Source organism: Pseudomonas sp. GD03862 (assembly GCF_029840855.1).
Classification (GTDB): domain Bacteria; phylum Pseudomonadota; class Gammaproteobacteria; order Pseudomonadales; family Pseudomonadaceae; genus Aquipseudomonas; species Aquipseudomonas alloputida.
Genome location: NZ_JAOCDI010000027.1, coordinates 1 through 17,463, shown reverse-complemented (window position 1 = coordinate 17,463; position 17,463 = coordinate 1). Strand labels below are relative to the sequence as shown.

Below are 17,463 nucleotides of genomic sequence, written 5' to 3'. Positions count from 1 at the left end.
TCCAATAAGACCTCAAATGGATGCCTGCGCTCCGGATTTCAACCCTCGGCTTGCATCACAAGCGGCCAATGGTCGGCGCGAGCCAGCAAAACCAAGGCCTCGCGGACTTGTGTCGGCGTGTTGCAAGTAGTGGGGAAAGGCAACCAGTGCACTGCCTGGCCGATGCGCAGGTGCATGCCTTCGCTGTCTACCCCAACCATCTGCGCCGGTACGTGCTGTGGCAACCCGGTCAATTCGACGTAGTGGGCAATGGCACTGGCGTGATCGCTGTTCATGTGTTCGATCATGCTCCCCTCGGCCTTGCCCGCGAACGGGTTGGCCAAGGTCACATGGTCAAGCCAGTGGATCGCACCGAAGCCGCCGATGTAGCGGTGGCGCACCGGTTGCAGCACCCAGAAATCGAAATCGTGGGCCTTGTGGTAGTCGGCCGCGTCCGGGAAATAGCGGTAATAGCGTTCGGCGGCGGCCTCGATGACGGCCTCGTCGACCAGCTTGTGCGCTTCGGCCATCACCGTCAGGCGCCCTACCGCCTGCACATCCTCGGCCTCGCGCTCACCCACCAGCAGCGAACACTTGGGGTCCTTCTGCAGGTTGTGGGTGTGCTGGGCAATGCGGCTGATCAGGATCAGCGGGTTGCCCTGGGCGTCCAGGCAGTACGGCACGACCGAACCGAAGGGGTAGCCAGGCATCGACCTGGAATGTGTCGAAAGCACGCCGCGGTATTCCTTGAGCAGCAGTTCCCGGGCGGGGCGAATGGCGTTGGTACTCACTTGAGGGCGGCTCCTGGCGGACGGGTTGGGGACAAGATAAGCATTATCAGCTGCCTGTGCCACTGACCTGCATCCAGACGCCTTACCAGGTAACGCCGAAGCCCGCGGTATAGCGTGTCTTGTCCAGGTCACTCTCACGCGTGCCGGTGATGATATCCTTCTCCGCCTTGAGGTTCAGCGAGGCCCACTCGGTGACCTTGTAGCGCAGGCCAACCTCGGCATCCAGCGAGTAGTCGGCCACGCCACCCAGCGGCTTGGCGAACTCGCCGTTGGTGAACAGCTGCACGTTCTTGCCGATCAGGTAGCGGGTGTAATCCCACTTCACGGCCGCAGAATAGAAATTATCCTTGCCGCCGTCCCGGTACTCGAAATCAGTGCGGTTGATCAGTGAGCCCAGCGAGAACGCACCCAGCTCATCGTCCCAGAACTGGTAACCCGGGCCGGTACCCACGGTGCGCTGGCGGGCCAGGTCTTCGATGTGATCGCGCTTGTATTCCGCACGCCCCTGCCAGAACCACTTATCGGTAATGAAGCGGTCCAGCGCGTACTCGGCGCTCCAGTTGTTGGTGGTGGTGACGTCGTCCTTGGTCTCGCGGTTGTACTCACCCTCGGCGTTGTGCCGCCAGCGGCCATGGCGGGCAGTGGTCTTGAAGCCCACGTCGTAATCGTCGGTGTCGTTCTCTGCGCGCTTGTAGTCCAGCGCCACGTCGACATTACCTTTCCACACGAAATCCTCGACCAGCGGCTTGGGCTTCATGATCTGCTCGATGCTGGCCAGCTCCACCGTCTTCGGTGAATCGCCATTGGCCAAGGTCACCTTGCCTGGCTCTGCCGCCTTGAGCGACTTGGCTTTCTCTCCGCTGTAGGCGTCCTGCTTGACCAGCATCTCCTGGTCGCTTTCCAGCGTCTGGACCTGTTTCCAGTCCAGGGCGATGGACCCGCCATAAGGGGTTTCCAGCAGCAGCTTGCCGCCGTCGAATACCTTGATCTTGCCACTTAGCCGGTCACCGTTCTTCATCCACACAGTGTCGGCCCACACTGAAGAGGCACACAGGGAAACAGCAAGAAGGCACAACAAGGATCTAGAATTCATAAACGGGCTTTGTTTGCGGACTATGGGTTCGATTTGACGAAAAAGCCGGGCATTATCCAGATACCCACGACCAGAGCAAGGACAGACCGGGAGTATGCCGTTGAGTTCAACTCTCATTTACCAGACCACCGGTCCGGTTTCATCTGCAGCCCAAGGCGGGCGAGATGTCTGATGGATATGAGCACGCCCTCGATTCGGCCGAGGGCCGACGAACGGCGCTGTATTCAGTACTGGGCCAAGTGCCACCCGGTAAGGTCGTGAGCTATGGCCAACTGGCCGAACTGGCCGGGCTTGGCCGTGCGGCGCGCTGGGTGGGGCGTACCCTGGGGCAGTTGCCTGCAGACACACGCCTGCCTTGGCACCGGGTGCTCGGTGCAGGTGGCCGGCTGAGCCTGCCGCTGGGCACCCCGTCGGGCGATGAACAAAGGGCGCGGTTACGCGGGGAAGGTGTGAATGTAAGCAACAATCGTGTGGATATGACGCGCCATGGCTGGCGCCCAATGGAGCACAGCGGTTAGAGTGCGCGCTTTGTTTTCGAAAACTTGAGGCAGATGTTGGCCCATGCCCCGTAAAACCTGGCGCGCTGCGCTTGCTGCCTATGCCAGCCCGTCAACATTGGTACTTTTGCTACTCGGTTTCGCCGCCGGCCTGCCCTACATGCTGGTGTTCTCGACCCTGTCGGTATGGTTGCGCGAAGCCGGCGTTGCCCGTGAAACCATCGGTTATGCCAGCCTGATTGGCTTGGCCTACGCCTTCAAGTGGGTCTGGTCACCGCTGCTCGACCAATGGCGCTTGCCGCTGCTTGGCGGCCTCGGGCGCCGGCGTTCGTGGCTGCTGTTGTCGCAAGCGCTGGTGGTGATCGGGCTGGTCGGCATGAGCCTGTGCGACCCGCAACAGCATCTCTCCTGGCTGATTGCCATGGCCGTACTGGTGGCTTTCGCCTCGGCTACCCAGGACATTGCAGTCGACGCCTACCGCCTGGAAATCGCTGACGACCAGCGCCAGGCCGCACTCGCAGCCAGTTACATGGCCGGCTACCGGGTGGCTGCCTTGCTCGCCACGGCCGGTGCCCTGTTCTTCGCCGAGTGGTTCGGCTCTACCGGCTTCAGCTACCTGCACAAGGCCTGGGCCGGCACGTACGTGATGTTCGGGGTGATGATGCTGCCCGCCCTGTTCACCACGTTGGTCATGCGCGAACCACCAGTGCCCATGCGCACCCAGCTGTCGGCTGCGCGCTATGGGCTGGTGCACCAGATGGCCTCGGTGTTCGTGCTGATCATCCTGCTGGTCTCGGTACCGGCCAGCTTCACCCAGATGTTCAATACCGGCTGGTCCAGCGTGGTCTCCGGTGATGCCACGCCGCTCGACCTGCTGCTGGAAGACCGCGCCTTCCTGCGCCTGATCCTCTACGTGCTGCTGACCTGGGCCTGCCTGTCGAGCCTCGGCCGTCGTGGCCTGGCTCCCGTGCTGACCCCGATCAACGACTTCATCACCCGCTACCGCTGGCAGGCTCTGCTGCTGCTCGGCCTGATCGCCACCTATCGCATGTCGGACACGGTGATGGGGGTGATGGCCAACGTGTTCTATATCGACATGGGCTTCACCAAGGACCAGATTGCCAGCGTCAGCAAGATCTTCGGCCTGATCATGACCCTGGTCGGCGCCGGGGTTGGCGGCCTGCTGATCGTACGCTTCGGCATCATGCCCATCCTGTTCATTGGCGGCGTAGCCTCTGCCGGCACCAACATCCTGTTCCTGATGTTGGCTGACATGGGGCCGAACCTGGAAATGCTGGTGGTGACCATCTCGCTGGACAACTTCAGCTCCGGCATGGCTACCTCGGCCTTTGTCGCCTACCTGTCCAGCCTGACCAACCTGAAGTTCTCGGCGACCCAGTACGCGCTGCTCAGTTCGATCATGTTGCTGTTGCCGCGGCTGATCGGCGGGTATTCGGGCGTAATTGTGGAGAAGTTCGGCTACCACGACTTCTTCCTGATCACGGCGCTGCTGGGGGTGCCTACGCTGATCCTGATCGCCCTGCAGTGGCATCAGGAAGCCGGGCGGGGGACGCCGGTGGCCGAGGATCACTCTGTGGCTGAGCGGCCCTGAAGTTTTGTATTGCCTGTGCTGGCCTCTTCGCGGGTAAACCCGCTCCTACAAGGCGGCGCGGCCCTGTGTAGGAGCGGGTTTACCCGCGAAGAGGCCGGCACCGGCAATACCGATTATCGAGCTACAGCCCCTTCCCCAGGCCGCCCACCCACCACAAACCACAGCGGCCACAGCGCCAACGCCCCCGCCACCCCCGCCGCCAGGGCAAAATGCAGCAAGCTGGCACCGGCGCCAATCATCGCCAGCAGCGCACCGCCGAGCCCCAGCAAGGCAATGGTGATCATCCCCAGCATGGCCGAAACCAGCCCCTTGCTCTGCTCACTGGAGAACAGCGTCATGCGGTACAGCACCGCATTGGCCACGCCCAACCCCAGCGCATACAACGACATGCCGGCCACCACACTGGTCACGCTCGGCCAGTACCAGGTCGCCAGCACCATCAGGCACAGGCCAGCCAGGTATGGCCAGAGCGCGCCACGCACCAGGGCTGGCAGCGGGTAGCGATCGGCAATACGGTTGATGATCAGGTTACCGAGGATCAGCCCGCCAAAAACCGGCAACTGCCACAAGGCATACTCCAGGGTACTCAACCCCTCATCGTGAATCAGCAGCACCGGCGACAGGCCAATCCAGCCAATCAGCGGTAAGCCGACCAACCCAAGGGCGGCGCTGCCTGCAACGAAGCGGCGGTTGCCCAGCAACTGGCCATAGCCCGCCAGCAGTGGCAGCAGGTGAATCGGCGTGAACGCCAGCCGCGAGCCGTCACGGCGCTCCACGCCCAGGGTTTCCGGCATCAGGCGGTACAGCAGCAGCCAGGCCAGCACCGCGCCGATGGCGAATGCCACGAACAGCCAGCGCCAGTCCAGCCATTGCAGCAGCAAGGTGCCCACCAGCGGCCCGAGCAGGGGCGACAGCAAGGCGATGTTGGCCAACAGGGCCATCATGCGTACGGCATCAGCCTCGCTGAAAGCCTCGTTCAGGGCTGGGTAGCTGACGGTGACCACAAAGCCCAGGCCAATGCCCTGCAACAGACGCAACAGGTTGAACAGGCCGATGTCCTGGACCCAGAAGGTAGCCAGGCAGGCCAGGCCAAAGAATGCGCAGCCGACCAGCAGCAAAGGGCGCCGTCCATAACGGTCGGCCAACGGGCCGATCAGCCATTGCAGTACCACGCCCCCCAGCAGGTACAGGTTGAGGGCATGGGGTATGTATTCGGGGCTGGCGTCGAGGTCGTTGACCACGACAGGCATGGCCGGCATGACCGCATCGCTGGCCAGGTAGGTCAGCAGTTCGAACAGGGCCAGGGTCAGGCCGAACAGCAAGGCACGCAGAGGGGTGATATACAGCAGTGGTTTCATGATGGCGTATCGGGTGTGGCGGGCGGGGTCACGCTATATGCCAGAAATGGCTGGAAATTGCTGTGAGCAAGTGTAATCAGGGTCGAAAAAAACTGGGGCCGCTTTGCGCCCCTTCGCGGGCAAGCCCGCTCCTACACAGAACACGCATGTCCTCGTAGGGGCGGGCTTGCCCGCGAAGGGGCGCAAAGCGGCCCCGGCTTGAACGCGGTATTACTGCGTTGCAGCCTCCTGCACCACGCGAATAACCCGCTGCGGAAACGGAATGTCGATCCCTTCGGCCTTCAACCGGTCACGCGCATACTCGTTGAGCATGAACATCACGTCCCAGTAATCGGAGGTCTTGGTCCACAAGCGCAGCGATACGGTGATCGAGCTGTCGCCCAGCGTCGACACGACCGCCTGCGGTGCCGGGTCTTGCAGAACACGCGGGTCCTTTGCCAGCTCCAGCAACACATTGCGGGCCTTCTGCAGGTCGGCCTCATAGTCAACGCCCACATCGAACACCACCTTGCGCGTCGGCTGGCGGTTGGTGTTGGTAATGATGCCGTTGGACAGGCTGCCATTGGGCATGATGACCGTCTTGTTGTCACCGGTGCGCAGCACGGTGTGGAAGATCTGGATACTGTCGACTGTGCCGGCAACGCCCTGCGCCTCGATCCAGTCACCGATACGGAACGGGCGGAACATCAGAATCAGCACACCACCGGCGAAGTTCGCCAGGCTGCCCTGCAAGGCAAGGCCGATGGCCAGGCCTGCGGCACCGATGGCGGCGACGAACGAGGTGGTCTCGATGCCGATCATCGAGGCCACGCTGACCAACAGCAGCACCTTCAGCACGATGTTCGCCAGGGTGCTGATGAAGCCCTGCAGCGCCAGGTCGGCGTTGCGCAGGCCAACCAGCTTGCCGAGGCGGGCGCTGACCTTGTTGATGATCCACCAGCCAACCGCCAAGGTCAGCAGTGCCAGCAGCACACGGCTGCCGTATTCCATGATCAAAGGGATCCACGTCTGGGATTGGCGGACGAGCTGGTCGACCTCAGCGTTCAAATCCATATTCATCTCCTGATGCCGAGCGGCAAGTACACGGTAGAACAGGCCGCGCGTGTTATTACGCAACCCCGGCCCCCATGGACATCATTTGGCCATCGGGGTTCCGGGCCACCCCCGCATCAGTCGCGGAAGTTGTTGAACTGCAGCGGCATGTCGAATTCCTTGGTGCGCAGCAGGGCAATGGCTTCCTGCAGATCGTCACGTTTCTTGCCGGTTACCCGTACCTGCTCACCCTGGATGGCGGCCTGTACTTTCAGCTTGCCATCCTTGATGGTGGCAACGATCTTTTTTGCCAGGTCCTTGTCGATGCCTTCGCGGAACTTGGCTTCCTGTTTCTTTTCCTTGCCGGAGGCGTAGGGGTCCTTGGTTTCCAGGCACTTCACGTCGATCTTGCGCTTGACCAGTGCAAGGCGCAGGATCTCCAGCATCGCCTCGAGCTGGAACTCTTCCTCGGCGGTGAGCATCACGGTCTGCTCTTTGTCCTTGAACTCGAAGGTGCCTTTGCCCTTGAGGTCGTAGCGGCGGTCCAGTTCCTTGATGGCGTTGTCGACCGCGTTCTGCACTTCGTGCTTGTCCAGTTCCGATACCACGTCGAACGAAGGCATGGTTGTTCTCCCAAAATAAAAGCGCGCTCAGGCTGAAGATGGAGCGCGCTGGGTTTGAAGGTTAAAATGCGGGCTCATTATAACGGGTTGCGAAACGCATATGAGCAGCACCTGGCATATTCTCGGCGCCGGTAGCCTTGGCAGTCTGTGGGCCTGCCGCCTGGCACGCGCAGGCAAGGCCGTGCGCCTGATCCTGCGTGACGGGCAACGGCTGCAGGCTTATCAACAGGCCGGTGGCCTGACCCTGATCGAACAGGAGCAAACCCGGCACTACGCCATACCAGCCGAAACGGCGCAGGCGCATGGCCCGATCCACCGGCTGCTGGTGGCCTGCAAGGCCTATGACGCTGCCCCGGCGATTGCCGGTCTAGCGCCACGGCTGGCCGAGAGCGCCGAAGTGCTGCTGTTGCAGAATGGCCTTGGCAGCCAGGATGAAGTCGCAGACCTGGTGCCGCACGCTCGCTGCATCTTCGCCTCCAGCACCGAAGGCGCCTTCCGCGAGGGGGACTGGCAGGTGCGTTTTGCCGGCCATGGCTTCAACTGGCTGGGCGACCCACGTAACCCCATGATCCCCGCCTGGTTCGATGACCTGCACGAGGCCGGTATCCCCGCAGAATGGACAGTAGACATACTGACCCGCCTGTGGCGCAAGCTGGCGCTCAATTGCGCCATCAACCCGCTGACCGTGCTTCACGATTGCCAGAATGGCGGGCTGCTGGGGCACCTGGGTGAAGTGCAGGCCCTGTGCGTCGAGCTGGCCCGCCTGCTGCGCCGTTGCGGCCAGCCGCAAGCAGCCGAGGGGCTGGAGGAAGAAGTGCAGCGGGTAATCCTCGCCACCGCAGCCAACTACTCTTCCATGTACCAGGACGTGCATGCAGGACGGCGCACCGAGTTGCACTACCTGCTCGGCCATGCTTGCCGCGCTGCGGGCCGTCATGGCCTGCAATTGCCGCAGCTGGAACACCTGCTGCAGCGCTTGGTCGAAAACCTGCGCGCGCGTGGTTTGCCCTGCGACTGACGCGGCCCTTCAACCGGATACGGACATTGCCTTGCCCATGACCTTGCGCCAACGCCTGGAAAACCTCCCGGTCGGGCAGAAGCTGCTGGCGGCCCTGCTGGTATTGCTGGTGACCATCTTGCTGATGGCCAACCTCACCTTCATCAGCGCCGCCTACTGGATCACCCAGGAAAGCATGGCGCCTCAGGCCATGCAGACCATCGGCCGGCTGGTGGCCAATCCTCAGCTTGCAGCCCGCGCCGGCGACACCCCGGAAACGGCCCGTGCCCTGCTCAAGGAACTGGAAAGTTACACACCGCTACGCGCCGCCGCGGTCTACGGTGGCGATGGCCGAATGCTGGCGCAGTTGCAGCATGGCGAGCCGCTGGCCCTGCCCAAACGTTTTCGCAACATCGACGGCTGGCGCCTGATGGAGTTTCGCAGCACTCAGTTGATCCGCATCCCCCGCGATGCCAACCCACCGGCACACTTGCTGCTGGTAGCCAGCAGCGAACTGCCCACGGCCTTCTACACCGGCACACTCAGCGCCAGCCTGGGCATCCTGGTGTTCAGTGTCCTGCTATGGATCGTCATCGCCCGGCAGATCAAACGCCTGATCACCCAACCGATCAACCAGCTTGAGGAACTCAGCCGCCAGGTTACCCGCGAAGAGAGCTACGCCTTGCGCGCCCAACGCGGCAACGATGATGAAATCGGCAGCCTGGCCGAGGCCTTCAACACCATGCTGTCGCGCATCGAGGCCCGCGAGCAGCAGCTCAAGAGCGCCCGCGACGAGTTCCAGAGTGCCTACGACCAGGCTCAGGGCCTTGCTGAAGAAACCCGCCACACCAACCGCAAGCTGGAACTGGAAGTACAGGTACGCAGCAAGATCGAGAAAAAGCTCACCGGTTTCCAGAACTACCTCAACAGCATCATCGACTCGATGCCCTCGGCACTGATCGCCCTCGACGAACAGCTTTACGTGACCCAATGGAACCACGAAGCCACGGTGCTTTCCGGCACACCACTGGACGAGGCACTTAACCAGCCGGTGTTCATTGCGTTCGAGCCGCTGAAGCCGTTCCTCCCGCAACTGAAGGAAACCGTGGAAAAACATCGAGTGGCGAAGATCGAGCGGGTAACCTGGCCCAAGGGCGACGACCTGCGCCACTACGCCCTGACCTTCTACCCACTGACCGGCGGCGGCGGGCGCGGCGTGGTCATTCGTATCGACGACATCACCCAGCGCCTGTCATTGGAAGAAATGATGGTGCAATCGGAAAAAATGCTCTCGGTCGGTGGTCTGGCTGCCGGCATGGCGCACGAAATCAACAACCCGCTGGGCGCTATCCTGCACAACGTGCAGAACATTCGCCGACGCCTGTCGTCCGACCTGCCGCGCAACCAGGAACAGGCCGAAGAGCTGGGGATCGACCTGGCCACGATCAACCGCTACCTGGACAGCCGCGAGGTGCCGCAGCTGCTCGACGGCATTCAGCAGGCCGGCGCCCGGGCGGCGAAGATCGTCACCCACATGCTCAGCTTCAGCCGCCGCAGCAACCGCCAGCTGGAGCCATGCGAGCTGCCGGCACTGATCGATCAGGCGCTTGAAATTGCCGGCAATGACTTCGATCTGGCCATCGGCTTCGACTTCAAGGGGCAAGCCATCGTGCGCCAGTTCGACCCCGACCTGGGGCCGGTGCCATGTACCGCCAACGAGCTGGAACAAGTACTGCTCAACTTGCTGAAGAACGCAGCCCAGGCCATCCACCAACGCCCGCAACCCAGCGAGCCCGGACGCATCACACTGCGCACCCGGCTAAACCCGCCATGGGCGGAAATCCAGGTCGAAGACAACGGCGTCGGCATGCCCGAGGCGGTGCGCAAGCGCACCTTCGAGCCGTTCTTCACCACCAAGGAAATCGGCCAGGGTACCGGGCTGGGCCTGTCGGTCTCTTACTTCATCATCACCAACAACCACAAGGGGCAGATGGAAGTGCAATCCACGCCAGGCCAAGGCACCTGCTTTACCCTACGCCTGCCCCTCACCCAGCCGGCAGCGGCGGTGCCGGCCAGAACGGAGCAATGACATGGGCTACCGCCTTTCGAAGATCTATACCCGCACCGGCGACAAAGGCGAAACCGGCCTGGGCGACGGCCGTCGGGTGCCCAAGGACCACCCGCGGATCGAAGCGATTGGCGAGGTGGACAGCCTGAACAGCCAGTTGGGGTTGCTGCTGGCGGGGCTCGCCGAGCATGGGCTGAATGAAGTGACCACAGTGCTGGCGCCGTGTCAGCACCGCTTGTTCGACCTGGGTGGCGAGCTGGCGATGCCCAGTTACCAGGCGTTGACCCTGGCGGAAGTGGAACGCCTGGAGGCGGCCATCGATGTGTGGAATGAAGAGCTGGGGCCGCTGAAGAACTTCATTCTGCCCAGTGGTTCGGCGCTGGTGGCGCAGGCGCATGTGTGCCGCAGTCTGGCGCGCAGTGCAGAGCGCCGGTGTCAGCAGTTGAATGCCGTGGAGCCGCTGGAAGGCGTTGGTTTGGCGTATATCAACCGGCTTTCCGATCTATTGTTCGTGGCGGCGCGGATCATCGGGCGGCGCCAGGGGGTGGCTGAGGTTTTGTGGCAGCCCGCCGAGAAACCGAAAGGCTGATACTTCTGGGGCTGCTTTGCAGCCCATTCGCGGGCCTGCCCGCTCCCACAGGTTTCGAGCAGGCTTGAAGCTTGTGAGTTTCCTGTGGGAGCGGGCCCCGCGAATGGGCCCCGCAGCAGCCCCTGTTACAGGGGACTCAAACCTGTGGCCAGAACGCCCGGATCCCGGCCACACCCTGTGCACCCGCCTCCCAGGCCTGCTGGCGCTCACTCGGCCCTACCCCACCCAGCAGATAAACCGGCTTGTTGAACCCGGCAATCACGCGCTGCGCCTCATCCCAGCCCAGCGGCACCGCATCCGGATGCGTCTGGGTCGCCTGCACTGGCGACAAGGTGACAAAGTCCACGCCCATCTGCTCAGCCAGCGCCAGCTCTTCGGCACTGTGGCAGGATGCCGCCAACCAGCGCTCCTTGGGGAACGGCCGGCCCCTGGCGGCGTACTTGCGCAGCTGCGCGGCCGTCAGGTGCCAACCGGCCGCCGGGAAATCACCCAGCCATTCCAGTGGCCCTTTCAGCATCAGCTGCGCCTTGCCCGCACACAGCCCGACCGCATCCACCGCCACGTCGCGGTACTTGGGGTCGTACATGTCCGGGGCACGCAACTGGATCAGACGGATGCCATTGGCCACGGCCTTCTGGATGCCCTTGAGCAGCTGCGGCACCTCCAAGCCATCCGGGGTGATCAGGTACTGGTCCGGCAGGCGCGCAGCGGCGACGATCGGTTTGTTGGCCTCGGGGAATTCGTACTGCGGCAAATCGCGCGGGGCAACCCATTCCAGCGGCTGGCCTTCGGCGCCATGGGGTTCGCCAGTGAACGCTTCGACCTCGCGCACGTCCAGCAGCACCTGCTTGTCCGGGTAGTCATGGCTGACCTTGATCAGCGCACGCGACCGGCTTACCTCGATACCCAGCTCCTCGCGCAGCTCGCGGGCAAGCGCTGCTTCGACGCTTTCGCCTTCTTCCACCTTGCCACCGGGGAACTCCCACAAGCCGCCCTGGTGCTGGGTATCGGCACGGCGTGCGATCAGAATACGGCCATCAGCACCGCGAATGACGGCAGCCACTACATGAATCCGTTTCACGCTTCACGCTCCTCCAGGCCTGCCTGTTGCCATGCCTGGAAGGCTGGCCACTGATAAATGGTCTCGATGTAGGCTGCCGCCTCGGCGGGGACTTCTACGCGGTAGGTGCGCAGGCGCACGGCCACCGGGGCAAAGAAGGCATCGGCCAGGCTTGGCTTGCCGAACAGGAACGGGCCGCTGTCCTTGGCCACCACGCGGCATTCGGACCACAGCGCGACGATACGGTCGATATCGACCTGCACGTCCAGCGGCACAGTGTCCAGCGCCTGGTCACGCGACAGGTCGAACGGCATGGCACCGCGCAGGGCGAAGAAACCGCTGTGCATCTGCGCGCAAGCCGAACGGGCCTGGGCGCGGGCGGCTGCGTCGGCAGGCCACAGCTGGGCGTCGGGGTGCTGTTCGTTGAGGTATTCGGCGATGGCCAGGGAATCGGCGATCACACCGTGCTCGGTCTTGAGCAACGGCACCTTGCCGGTGGAGGAGAAAGCGAGGATGCGCTGGCGGGTATCAGGCTGGTTCAGCTTGATCAGGGTTTCTTCGTAGGGCACGCCAGCCAGCTCGAGCGCCAGGGCGCCACGCAGCGACCAGGAGGAGTACAGCTTGTCGCCGATGATCAGGTGATAGCTCATGGTTCGGCTCCATCAGGTTTGTATTGCAAAACCCGCAGGCCGCTGCGCGGCCATTCGCGGGCAAGCCCGCTCCTGCAGGGACCGCACCGCTCCTGCAGGCATTGCAACACCTGTGGGAGCGGGCGTGCCCGCGAAGAGGCCTTCGGATCAGTAGATCAGGTACGGTACTCGGCGTTGATCTTCACGTACTCGTGGGACAGGTCAGTCGTCCAGATGGTTTCGCTGCACTGGCCACGGCCCAGTTCGATTCGGATGGTGATCTCTTCCTGGGCCATCACTGCCGAACCCTGCGCTTCGGTGTAGCTCGGGCTGCGGCCGCCTTTGCTCGCGATGCAAACGCTGTCCAGGTAAACATCGATCAGGCTCACATCCAGCTCCGGTACACCGGCACGGCCTACGGCGGCGAGGATGCGGCCCCAGTTCGGGTCGGAAGCGAACAGCGCGGTCTTGATCAGCGGCGAGTGGGCCACGGCGTAGCCAACGTCCAGGCACTCCTGGTGGTTGCCACCGCCGTTGACCTGCACGGTCACGAACTTGGTCGCGCCTTCGCCGTCACGGACAATGGCCTGGGCCACTTCCATGCACACTTCGAACACGGCCTTTTTCAGCGCTTCGAAAAGCGCGCCGCTGGCTTCGGTCACTTCCGGCAGGTCGGCCTTGCCGGTAGCGATCAGCATGCAGCAATCGTTGGTCGAAGTGTCACCATCGATCGTGATGCGGTTGAACGACTTGTTGGCGCCGTCCAGCATCAGGTCCTTGAGTACCTTTGGCGCCACCTTGGCGTCGGTGGCGATGTAGCCCAGCATGGTCGCCATGTTCGGGCGGATCATGCCTGCACCCTTGCTGATACCGGTAACGGTGACGGTCACGCCATCGTGCTGGAACTGGCGGCTGGCCCCCTTGGGCAGGGTGTCGGTGGTCATGATGCCGGTAGCGGCCTCAGCCCAGTTGTTTTCCGACAGGTTGTCGAGGGCGGCCTGCAGCGCGCCTTCGATCTTTTCGACCGGCAGCGGCTCGCCAATCACGCCGGTGGAGAACGGCAGTACCGACTCGGCCGGTACGCCAGCCAGTTCGGCCAGCTTGGCGCAGGTGCGCTCGGCGGCGGCCAGGCCTGGCGCGCCGGTGCCGGCGTTGGCGTTACCCGTGTTGGTCAGCAGGTAGCGCACGGTGCCCTGTACACGCTGCTTGGACAGGATCACCGGCGCTGCGCAGAAGGCGTTGAGGGTGAACACGCCAGCCACGCTGGAGCCTTCGGCACAGCGCATGACCACCACATCCTTGCGCCCCGGGCGCTTGATACCGGCAGAAGCGATACCGAGTTCAAAACCCGGAACCGGGTGCAGGGTGGGCAAAGGACCAAGACCAACAGCCATTAGAGCGCTCCTAGAAAAAACGATGATGTCGAAAAAGGGGCCGCTTCGCGCCCCATCGCGACACAAGGCCGCCCCCACAAGGATCGCGCCCGATCATGGACGAGCGCGGTACCTGTGGGAGCGGCCTTGTGTCGCGAAAGGGCCGCAAAGCGGCCCCAGGCTTGTACAACGTTAGGTTCAGATCACTCGATCTGACCGTGGCAATGCTTGAACTTCTTGCCCGAACCACACCAGCACGGCTCGTTGCGGCCCAGCTTCTGGTCATTGCGTACTGGCGCCGAGGCTACCGCTACTTCGGCACCCTCCTCGCTCAGTTGCTCACTTCCCAGGCCCGGTGCAGCGGCGTGCTGGAACTGCATGCGACTCGCCAGCTCTTCGGCCTCGCGGCGCAGGCGGGCTTCTTCTTCGGCCGGGTCTTCGCGGCGAACCTGTACGTGCGACAGCACGCGGATGGTGTCGCGCTTGATCGACTCCAACAGCTCCTGGAACAGGCTGAACGACTCGCGCTTGTACTCCTGCTTCGGGTTCTTCTGCGCATAACCACGCAGGTGAATACCGTGACGCAGGTGGTCCATGGTCGACAGGTGGTCTTTCCACAGGTCGTCCAGTACGCGCAGCAGAATCTGCTTCTCGAAGGTTCGCAGGGCCTCGAGACCGGCCTGGTCTTCCTTCTCGGTGTAGGCCGTGGTGATCTCGCTCAGCAGCTTCTCGCGCAGGGTCTCTTCGTAGAGGTGATCGTCCTCGTCGAGCCATTGCTGGATTGGCAACTTGATGGCGAAATCGCTGGCCAGCGAAGCCTCCAGGCCGGCTACGTCCCACTGCTCTGGCAGCGACTGCGGCGGAATGTGCTGGCTGATGGTAGCGTCCAGGACTTCCTTGCGGAATTCGACGATGGTGTCGCCAATGTTGTCGGCGGCCAGCAGGCTGTTGCGCATGTGGTAGATCACCTTGCGCTGCTCGTTGGCGACGTCGTCATATTCGAGCAATTGCTTACGAATGTCGAAGTTGCGGCCTTCGACCTTGCGCTGGGCTTTCTCGATAGCGTTGGTGACCATGCGGTGCTCGATGGCCTCGCCCGACTGCATGCCCAGTGCCTTCATGAAGTTCTTCACCCGGTCAGAGGCGAAGATGCGCATCAGGCTGTCTTCCAGCGACAGGTAGAAGCGGCTGGAACCCGGGTCGCCCTGACGACCGGAGCGGCCGCGCAGCTGGTTGTCGATACGGCGCGATTCGTGGCGCTCGGAAGCGATTACATGCAGGCCACCCGTCTCGATCACTTGCTGGTGACGCTTCTGCCAGTCGGCCTTGATCTGGGCGATCTGCTCGGCTGTCGGGTTTTCCAGGGCAGCCACTTCGGCTTCCCAGTTACCGCCCAGCAGGATGTCGGTACCACGGCCAGCCATGTTGGTGGCGATGGTCAGTGCACCTGGCGCGCCTGCTTGCGCGATGATCTCGGCTTCCTTCTCGTGATACTTGGCGTTGAGCACCTTGTGGTCGATCCCTTCCTTTTTCAGGAGGTTGGACATGTGCTCGGAAGTTTCAATGGTCGCGGTACCCACCAGCACCGGACGGCCCAGCTTCATGCTTTCCTTGATGTCGGCGATGATCGCGGCGTATTTCTCGTCAGCGGTCAGGTACACCAGGTCGTTGTAGTCCTTACGCGCCAGTGGCTTGTTCGGCGGAATGACCATCACGTTCAGGCCGTAGATCGACTGGAACTCGAATGCTTCGGTGTCGGCCGTACCGGTCATGCCGGACAGCTTGGTGTACAGGCGGAAGTAGTTCTGGAAGGTGGTCGAAGCCAGGGTCTGGCTCTCGGCCTGGATGTTCAGGTTCTCTTTTGCCTCGATGGCCTGGTGCAGGCCCTCGGACAGGCGACGACCCGGCATGGTACGGCCGGTGTGTTCGTCGATCAGCAGAACCTGGCCGTCCTGGACGATGTACTCGACGTTGCGGTGGAACAGCTTGTGTGCACGAAGACCGGCGTAGACGTGTGTCAGCAAGCCCAGGTTGTGCGCGGAGTACAGGCTCTCGCCTTCAGCCAGCAGGCCCGCCTGGGCCAGCATCTCTTCGATGAACTGGTGACCGGCTTCGTTCAGCTCCACCTGGCGACTCTTCTCGTCGATGGTGAAGTGGCCTTCCTGGGTGACCTGGCCTTCGACCTCTTCGATGTGCTGGGTGAGGCGCGGGATCAGACGGTTGATCTCGATGTACAGCTTGGAGCTGTCCTCTGCCTGACCGGAAATGATCAGCGGGGTACGCGCTTCGTCGATGAGGATGGAGTCGACTTCGTCGATCACGGCGAAGTTCAGTTCACGCTGGAACTTCTCGTCCTGGCTGAACGCCATGTTGTCGCGCAGGTAGTCGAACCCGAATTCGTTGTTGGTGCCGTAGGTGATGTCGGCTGCATAGGCGGCGCGCTTTTCTTCCGGCGGCTGGAAGGCCGAGACGATACCGACCGACAGACCGAGGAATTCGTACAGCGGGCGCATCCAGTTGGCGTCACGGCGCGCCAGGTAGTCGTTGACGGTGACCACATGCACGCCCTTGCCGGACAATGCGTTGAGGTAGACGGCCAAGGTACCGACCAAGGTCTTGCCTTCACCGGTGCGCATTTCTGCGATCATACCCTCGTGCAGGGTCATGCCGCCGATCAGCTGCACATCGAAATGGCGCATGCCCATGACGCGCTTGCCGGCCTCGCGGGCCACGGCGAAGGCTTCGGGCAGCAACTGGTCCAGTGTCTCGCCTTTGGCCAGGCGTTCCTTGAACTCTGCAGTCTTGCCCCGCAGTTGCTCGTCGGAGAGGGCCACCATCTTCTCTTCGAAGGCATTGACGATACTCACCGTCTTGAGCATGCGTTTGACTTCACGCTCGTTCTTGCTTCCAAAAAGTTTTTTTAACAAAGGCGCAAACATATCGGCAGGATCTTCCACACGTAGGGATGGAGGGCGGCCCCATGAGTCGCCCGTGCAGCCCATAGGCCGCATGCGAACGAGCATTCTACCCGGAAACGATGGTGAGGAAAGTGGTGGATTTCCACGATGCTGATACAGCGTTTTGGCGGGGGCCTGTTTTAGATAGGGGCATTTTCACTGAGTTCAAGGCTTGGCAACATGAAAGCTATCGAGAACCAGTCTTGTCTTTGGCTGCCTGTGCCGACCCCTTCGCGGGTGAACCCGCTTCTACGAGGTATCGATAGCCCTGGTAGGAGCGGGTTCACCCGCGAAGAGGCCGGCACAGGCAACGGAGATGTTAGACTGTGCCCACGTCACCTCACGCGTACCCCCATGGCCTACAAACCCTCCCCCGCCCAGCCGCCCTCCGCCCTGCTGCGCCAGGTGCGCCCGCTGCGCCTGCTGCTTAACCAGGCCGAGCGCCTGGAACACTTGCAGCGCCTGCTGGAAAGCCAGTTGCAACCGGCTGCCCGCGAGCACTGCCATGTGGCGTCCTGGCGCGATGGTACTTTGTTGCTGGTGGTTACCGACGGCCATTGGGCAACCCGCCTGCGCTACCAGCAGAAGCGCTTGTTGGCGGCACTGCAGGCCATGGAAGCATTCGGCAACCTCAGGCGCATCCTGTACAAGGTGCAGCCGCCGCTGGTGCCGGCCAAGCGTGGCGGGCATGCTGCCGAGCTTTCGAACAGTGCGGCCGAGAGCCTGCGCGACACCGCCGAGGGCATTACCGACCCCAAACTGCGCGCAGCACTGGAACGGTTGGCCACCCACGCCCAGGGCAAGC

At 62.7% G+C, this 17,463-nt stretch carries 15 protein-coding genes; 6 read left to right on the top strand and 9 right to left on the bottom strand.

The window, feature by feature from the left end:
* Positions 1 to 38: 38 nt before the first annotated feature.
* Entirely contained in the window at positions 39 to 770 is a 732-nt protein-coding gene (locus N5D53_RS17635; protein ID WP_064491142.1) for a HugZ family protein, read from the bottom strand.
* An 82-nt stretch (positions 771 to 852) separates the two neighbouring features.
* Positions 853 to 1,863: a DUF481 domain-containing protein gene (locus N5D53_RS17630; protein ID WP_279840563.1), complete on the bottom strand. Its 1,011-nt coding sequence runs from the start codon at positions 1,861 to 1,863 to the stop codon at positions 853 to 855.
* Positions 1,864 to 2,027: 164 nt separating this feature from the next.
* Here N5D53_RS17630 and N5D53_RS17625 point away from each other — a divergent pair, with 164 nt between their 5' ends.
* Both N5D53_RS17625 and N5D53_RS17620 read left to right on the top strand, forming a co-directional pair.
* On the top strand, positions 2,028 to 2,381 hold the full coding sequence (locus N5D53_RS17625) for an MGMT family protein (protein WP_020191618.1): 354 nt from the start codon (positions 2,028 to 2,030) through the stop codon (positions 2,379 to 2,381).
* A gap of 43 nt (positions 2,382 to 2,424) precedes the next feature.
* Positions 2,425 to 3,972, top strand: a complete 1,548-nt coding sequence (locus N5D53_RS17620) for an AmpG family muropeptide MFS transporter (protein WP_104962507.1) — start codon at positions 2,425 to 2,427, stop codon at positions 3,970 to 3,972.
* A 113-nt stretch (positions 3,973 to 4,085) separates the two neighbouring features.
* Here N5D53_RS17620 and N5D53_RS17615 read toward each other — a convergent pair whose 3' ends face one another.
* The 3 genes from N5D53_RS17615 to N5D53_RS17605 form a co-directional block, all read right to left on the bottom strand.
* Positions 4,086 to 5,330, bottom strand: coding sequence for an MFS transporter (locus tag N5D53_RS17615; RefSeq protein ID WP_104962508.1), 1,245 nt, complete (start codon positions 5,328 to 5,330; stop codon positions 4,086 to 4,088).
* Positions 5,331 to 5,540: 210 nt separating this feature from the next.
* Positions 5,541 to 6,383, bottom strand: a complete 843-nt coding sequence (locus N5D53_RS17610) for a mechanosensitive ion channel domain-containing protein (protein WP_190870009.1) — start codon at positions 6,381 to 6,383, stop codon at positions 5,541 to 5,543.
* Between the two features lie 116 nt (positions 6,384 to 6,499).
* Entirely contained in the window at positions 6,500 to 6,985 is a 486-nt protein-coding gene (locus tag N5D53_RS17605; protein ID WP_003251890.1) for a YajQ family cyclic di-GMP-binding protein, read from the bottom strand.
* A gap of 100 nt (positions 6,986 to 7,085) precedes the next feature.
* Here N5D53_RS17605 and N5D53_RS17600 point away from each other — a divergent pair, with 100 nt between their 5' ends.
* Genes N5D53_RS17600 through N5D53_RS17590 form a run of 3 tightly spaced genes read left to right on the top strand, consistent with a single transcriptional unit; the run spans position 7,086 to position 10,639 of the window.
* Positions 7,086 to 8,003 carry a putative 2-dehydropantoate 2-reductase gene (locus N5D53_RS17600; RefSeq protein ID WP_104962509.1) on the top strand — a complete coding sequence of 306 codons (918 nt, stop codon included), beginning with the start codon at positions 7,086 to 7,088 and terminating at the stop codon, positions 8,001 to 8,003.
* A 37-nt stretch (positions 8,004 to 8,040) separates the two neighbouring features.
* Positions 8,041 to 10,071: an ATP-binding protein gene (locus N5D53_RS17595; protein WP_104962510.1), complete on the top strand. Its 2,031-nt coding sequence runs from the start codon at positions 8,041 to 8,043 to the stop codon at positions 10,069 to 10,071.
* Position 10,072: 1 nt separating this feature from the next.
* Positions 10,073 to 10,639 (top strand): cob(I)yrinic acid a,c-diamide adenosyltransferase, encoded by a 567-nt coding sequence (locus N5D53_RS17590; protein ID WP_104962511.1) that lies wholly within the window; start codon positions 10,073 to 10,075, stop codon positions 10,637 to 10,639.
* Between the two features lie 136 nt (positions 10,640 to 10,775).
* Here N5D53_RS17590 and N5D53_RS17585 read toward each other — a convergent pair whose 3' ends face one another.
* The 4 genes from N5D53_RS17585 to secA all read right to left on the bottom strand — a co-directional run bounded on the left by N5D53_RS17585 (position 10,776) and on the right by secA (position 16,640).
* Entirely contained in the window at positions 10,776 to 11,720 is a 945-nt protein-coding gene (locus N5D53_RS17585; protein WP_104962512.1) for a Nudix family hydrolase, read from the bottom strand.
* Positions 11,717 to 12,349, bottom strand: a complete 633-nt coding sequence (locus N5D53_RS17580) for a glutathione S-transferase family protein (protein WP_190870008.1) — start codon at positions 12,347 to 12,349, stop codon at positions 11,717 to 11,719. Before N5D53_RS17580 ends, N5D53_RS17585 begins: the two co-directional genes overlap by 4 nt.
* A gap of 155 nt (positions 12,350 to 12,504) precedes the next feature.
* On the bottom strand, positions 12,505 to 13,722 hold the full coding sequence (gene argJ, locus N5D53_RS17575; protein ID WP_010952461.1) for a bifunctional glutamate N-acetyltransferase/amino-acid acetyltransferase ArgJ: 1,218 nt from the start codon (positions 13,720 to 13,722) through the stop codon (positions 12,505 to 12,507).
* Between the two features lie 182 nt (positions 13,723 to 13,904).
* Positions 13,905 to 16,640, bottom strand: a complete 2,736-nt coding sequence (secA, locus tag N5D53_RS17570; protein ID WP_020193381.1) for a preprotein translocase subunit SecA — start codon at positions 16,638 to 16,640, stop codon at positions 13,905 to 13,907.
* Positions 16,641 to 17,012: 372 nt separating this feature from the next.
* On the opposite strand from secA, the gene N5D53_RS17565 reads away from it, so the two are divergent.
* Positions 17,013 to 17,463: DciA family protein (locus tag N5D53_RS17565; RefSeq protein WP_279840562.1), on the top strand; the 451-nt coding region annotated here is incomplete at its 3' end.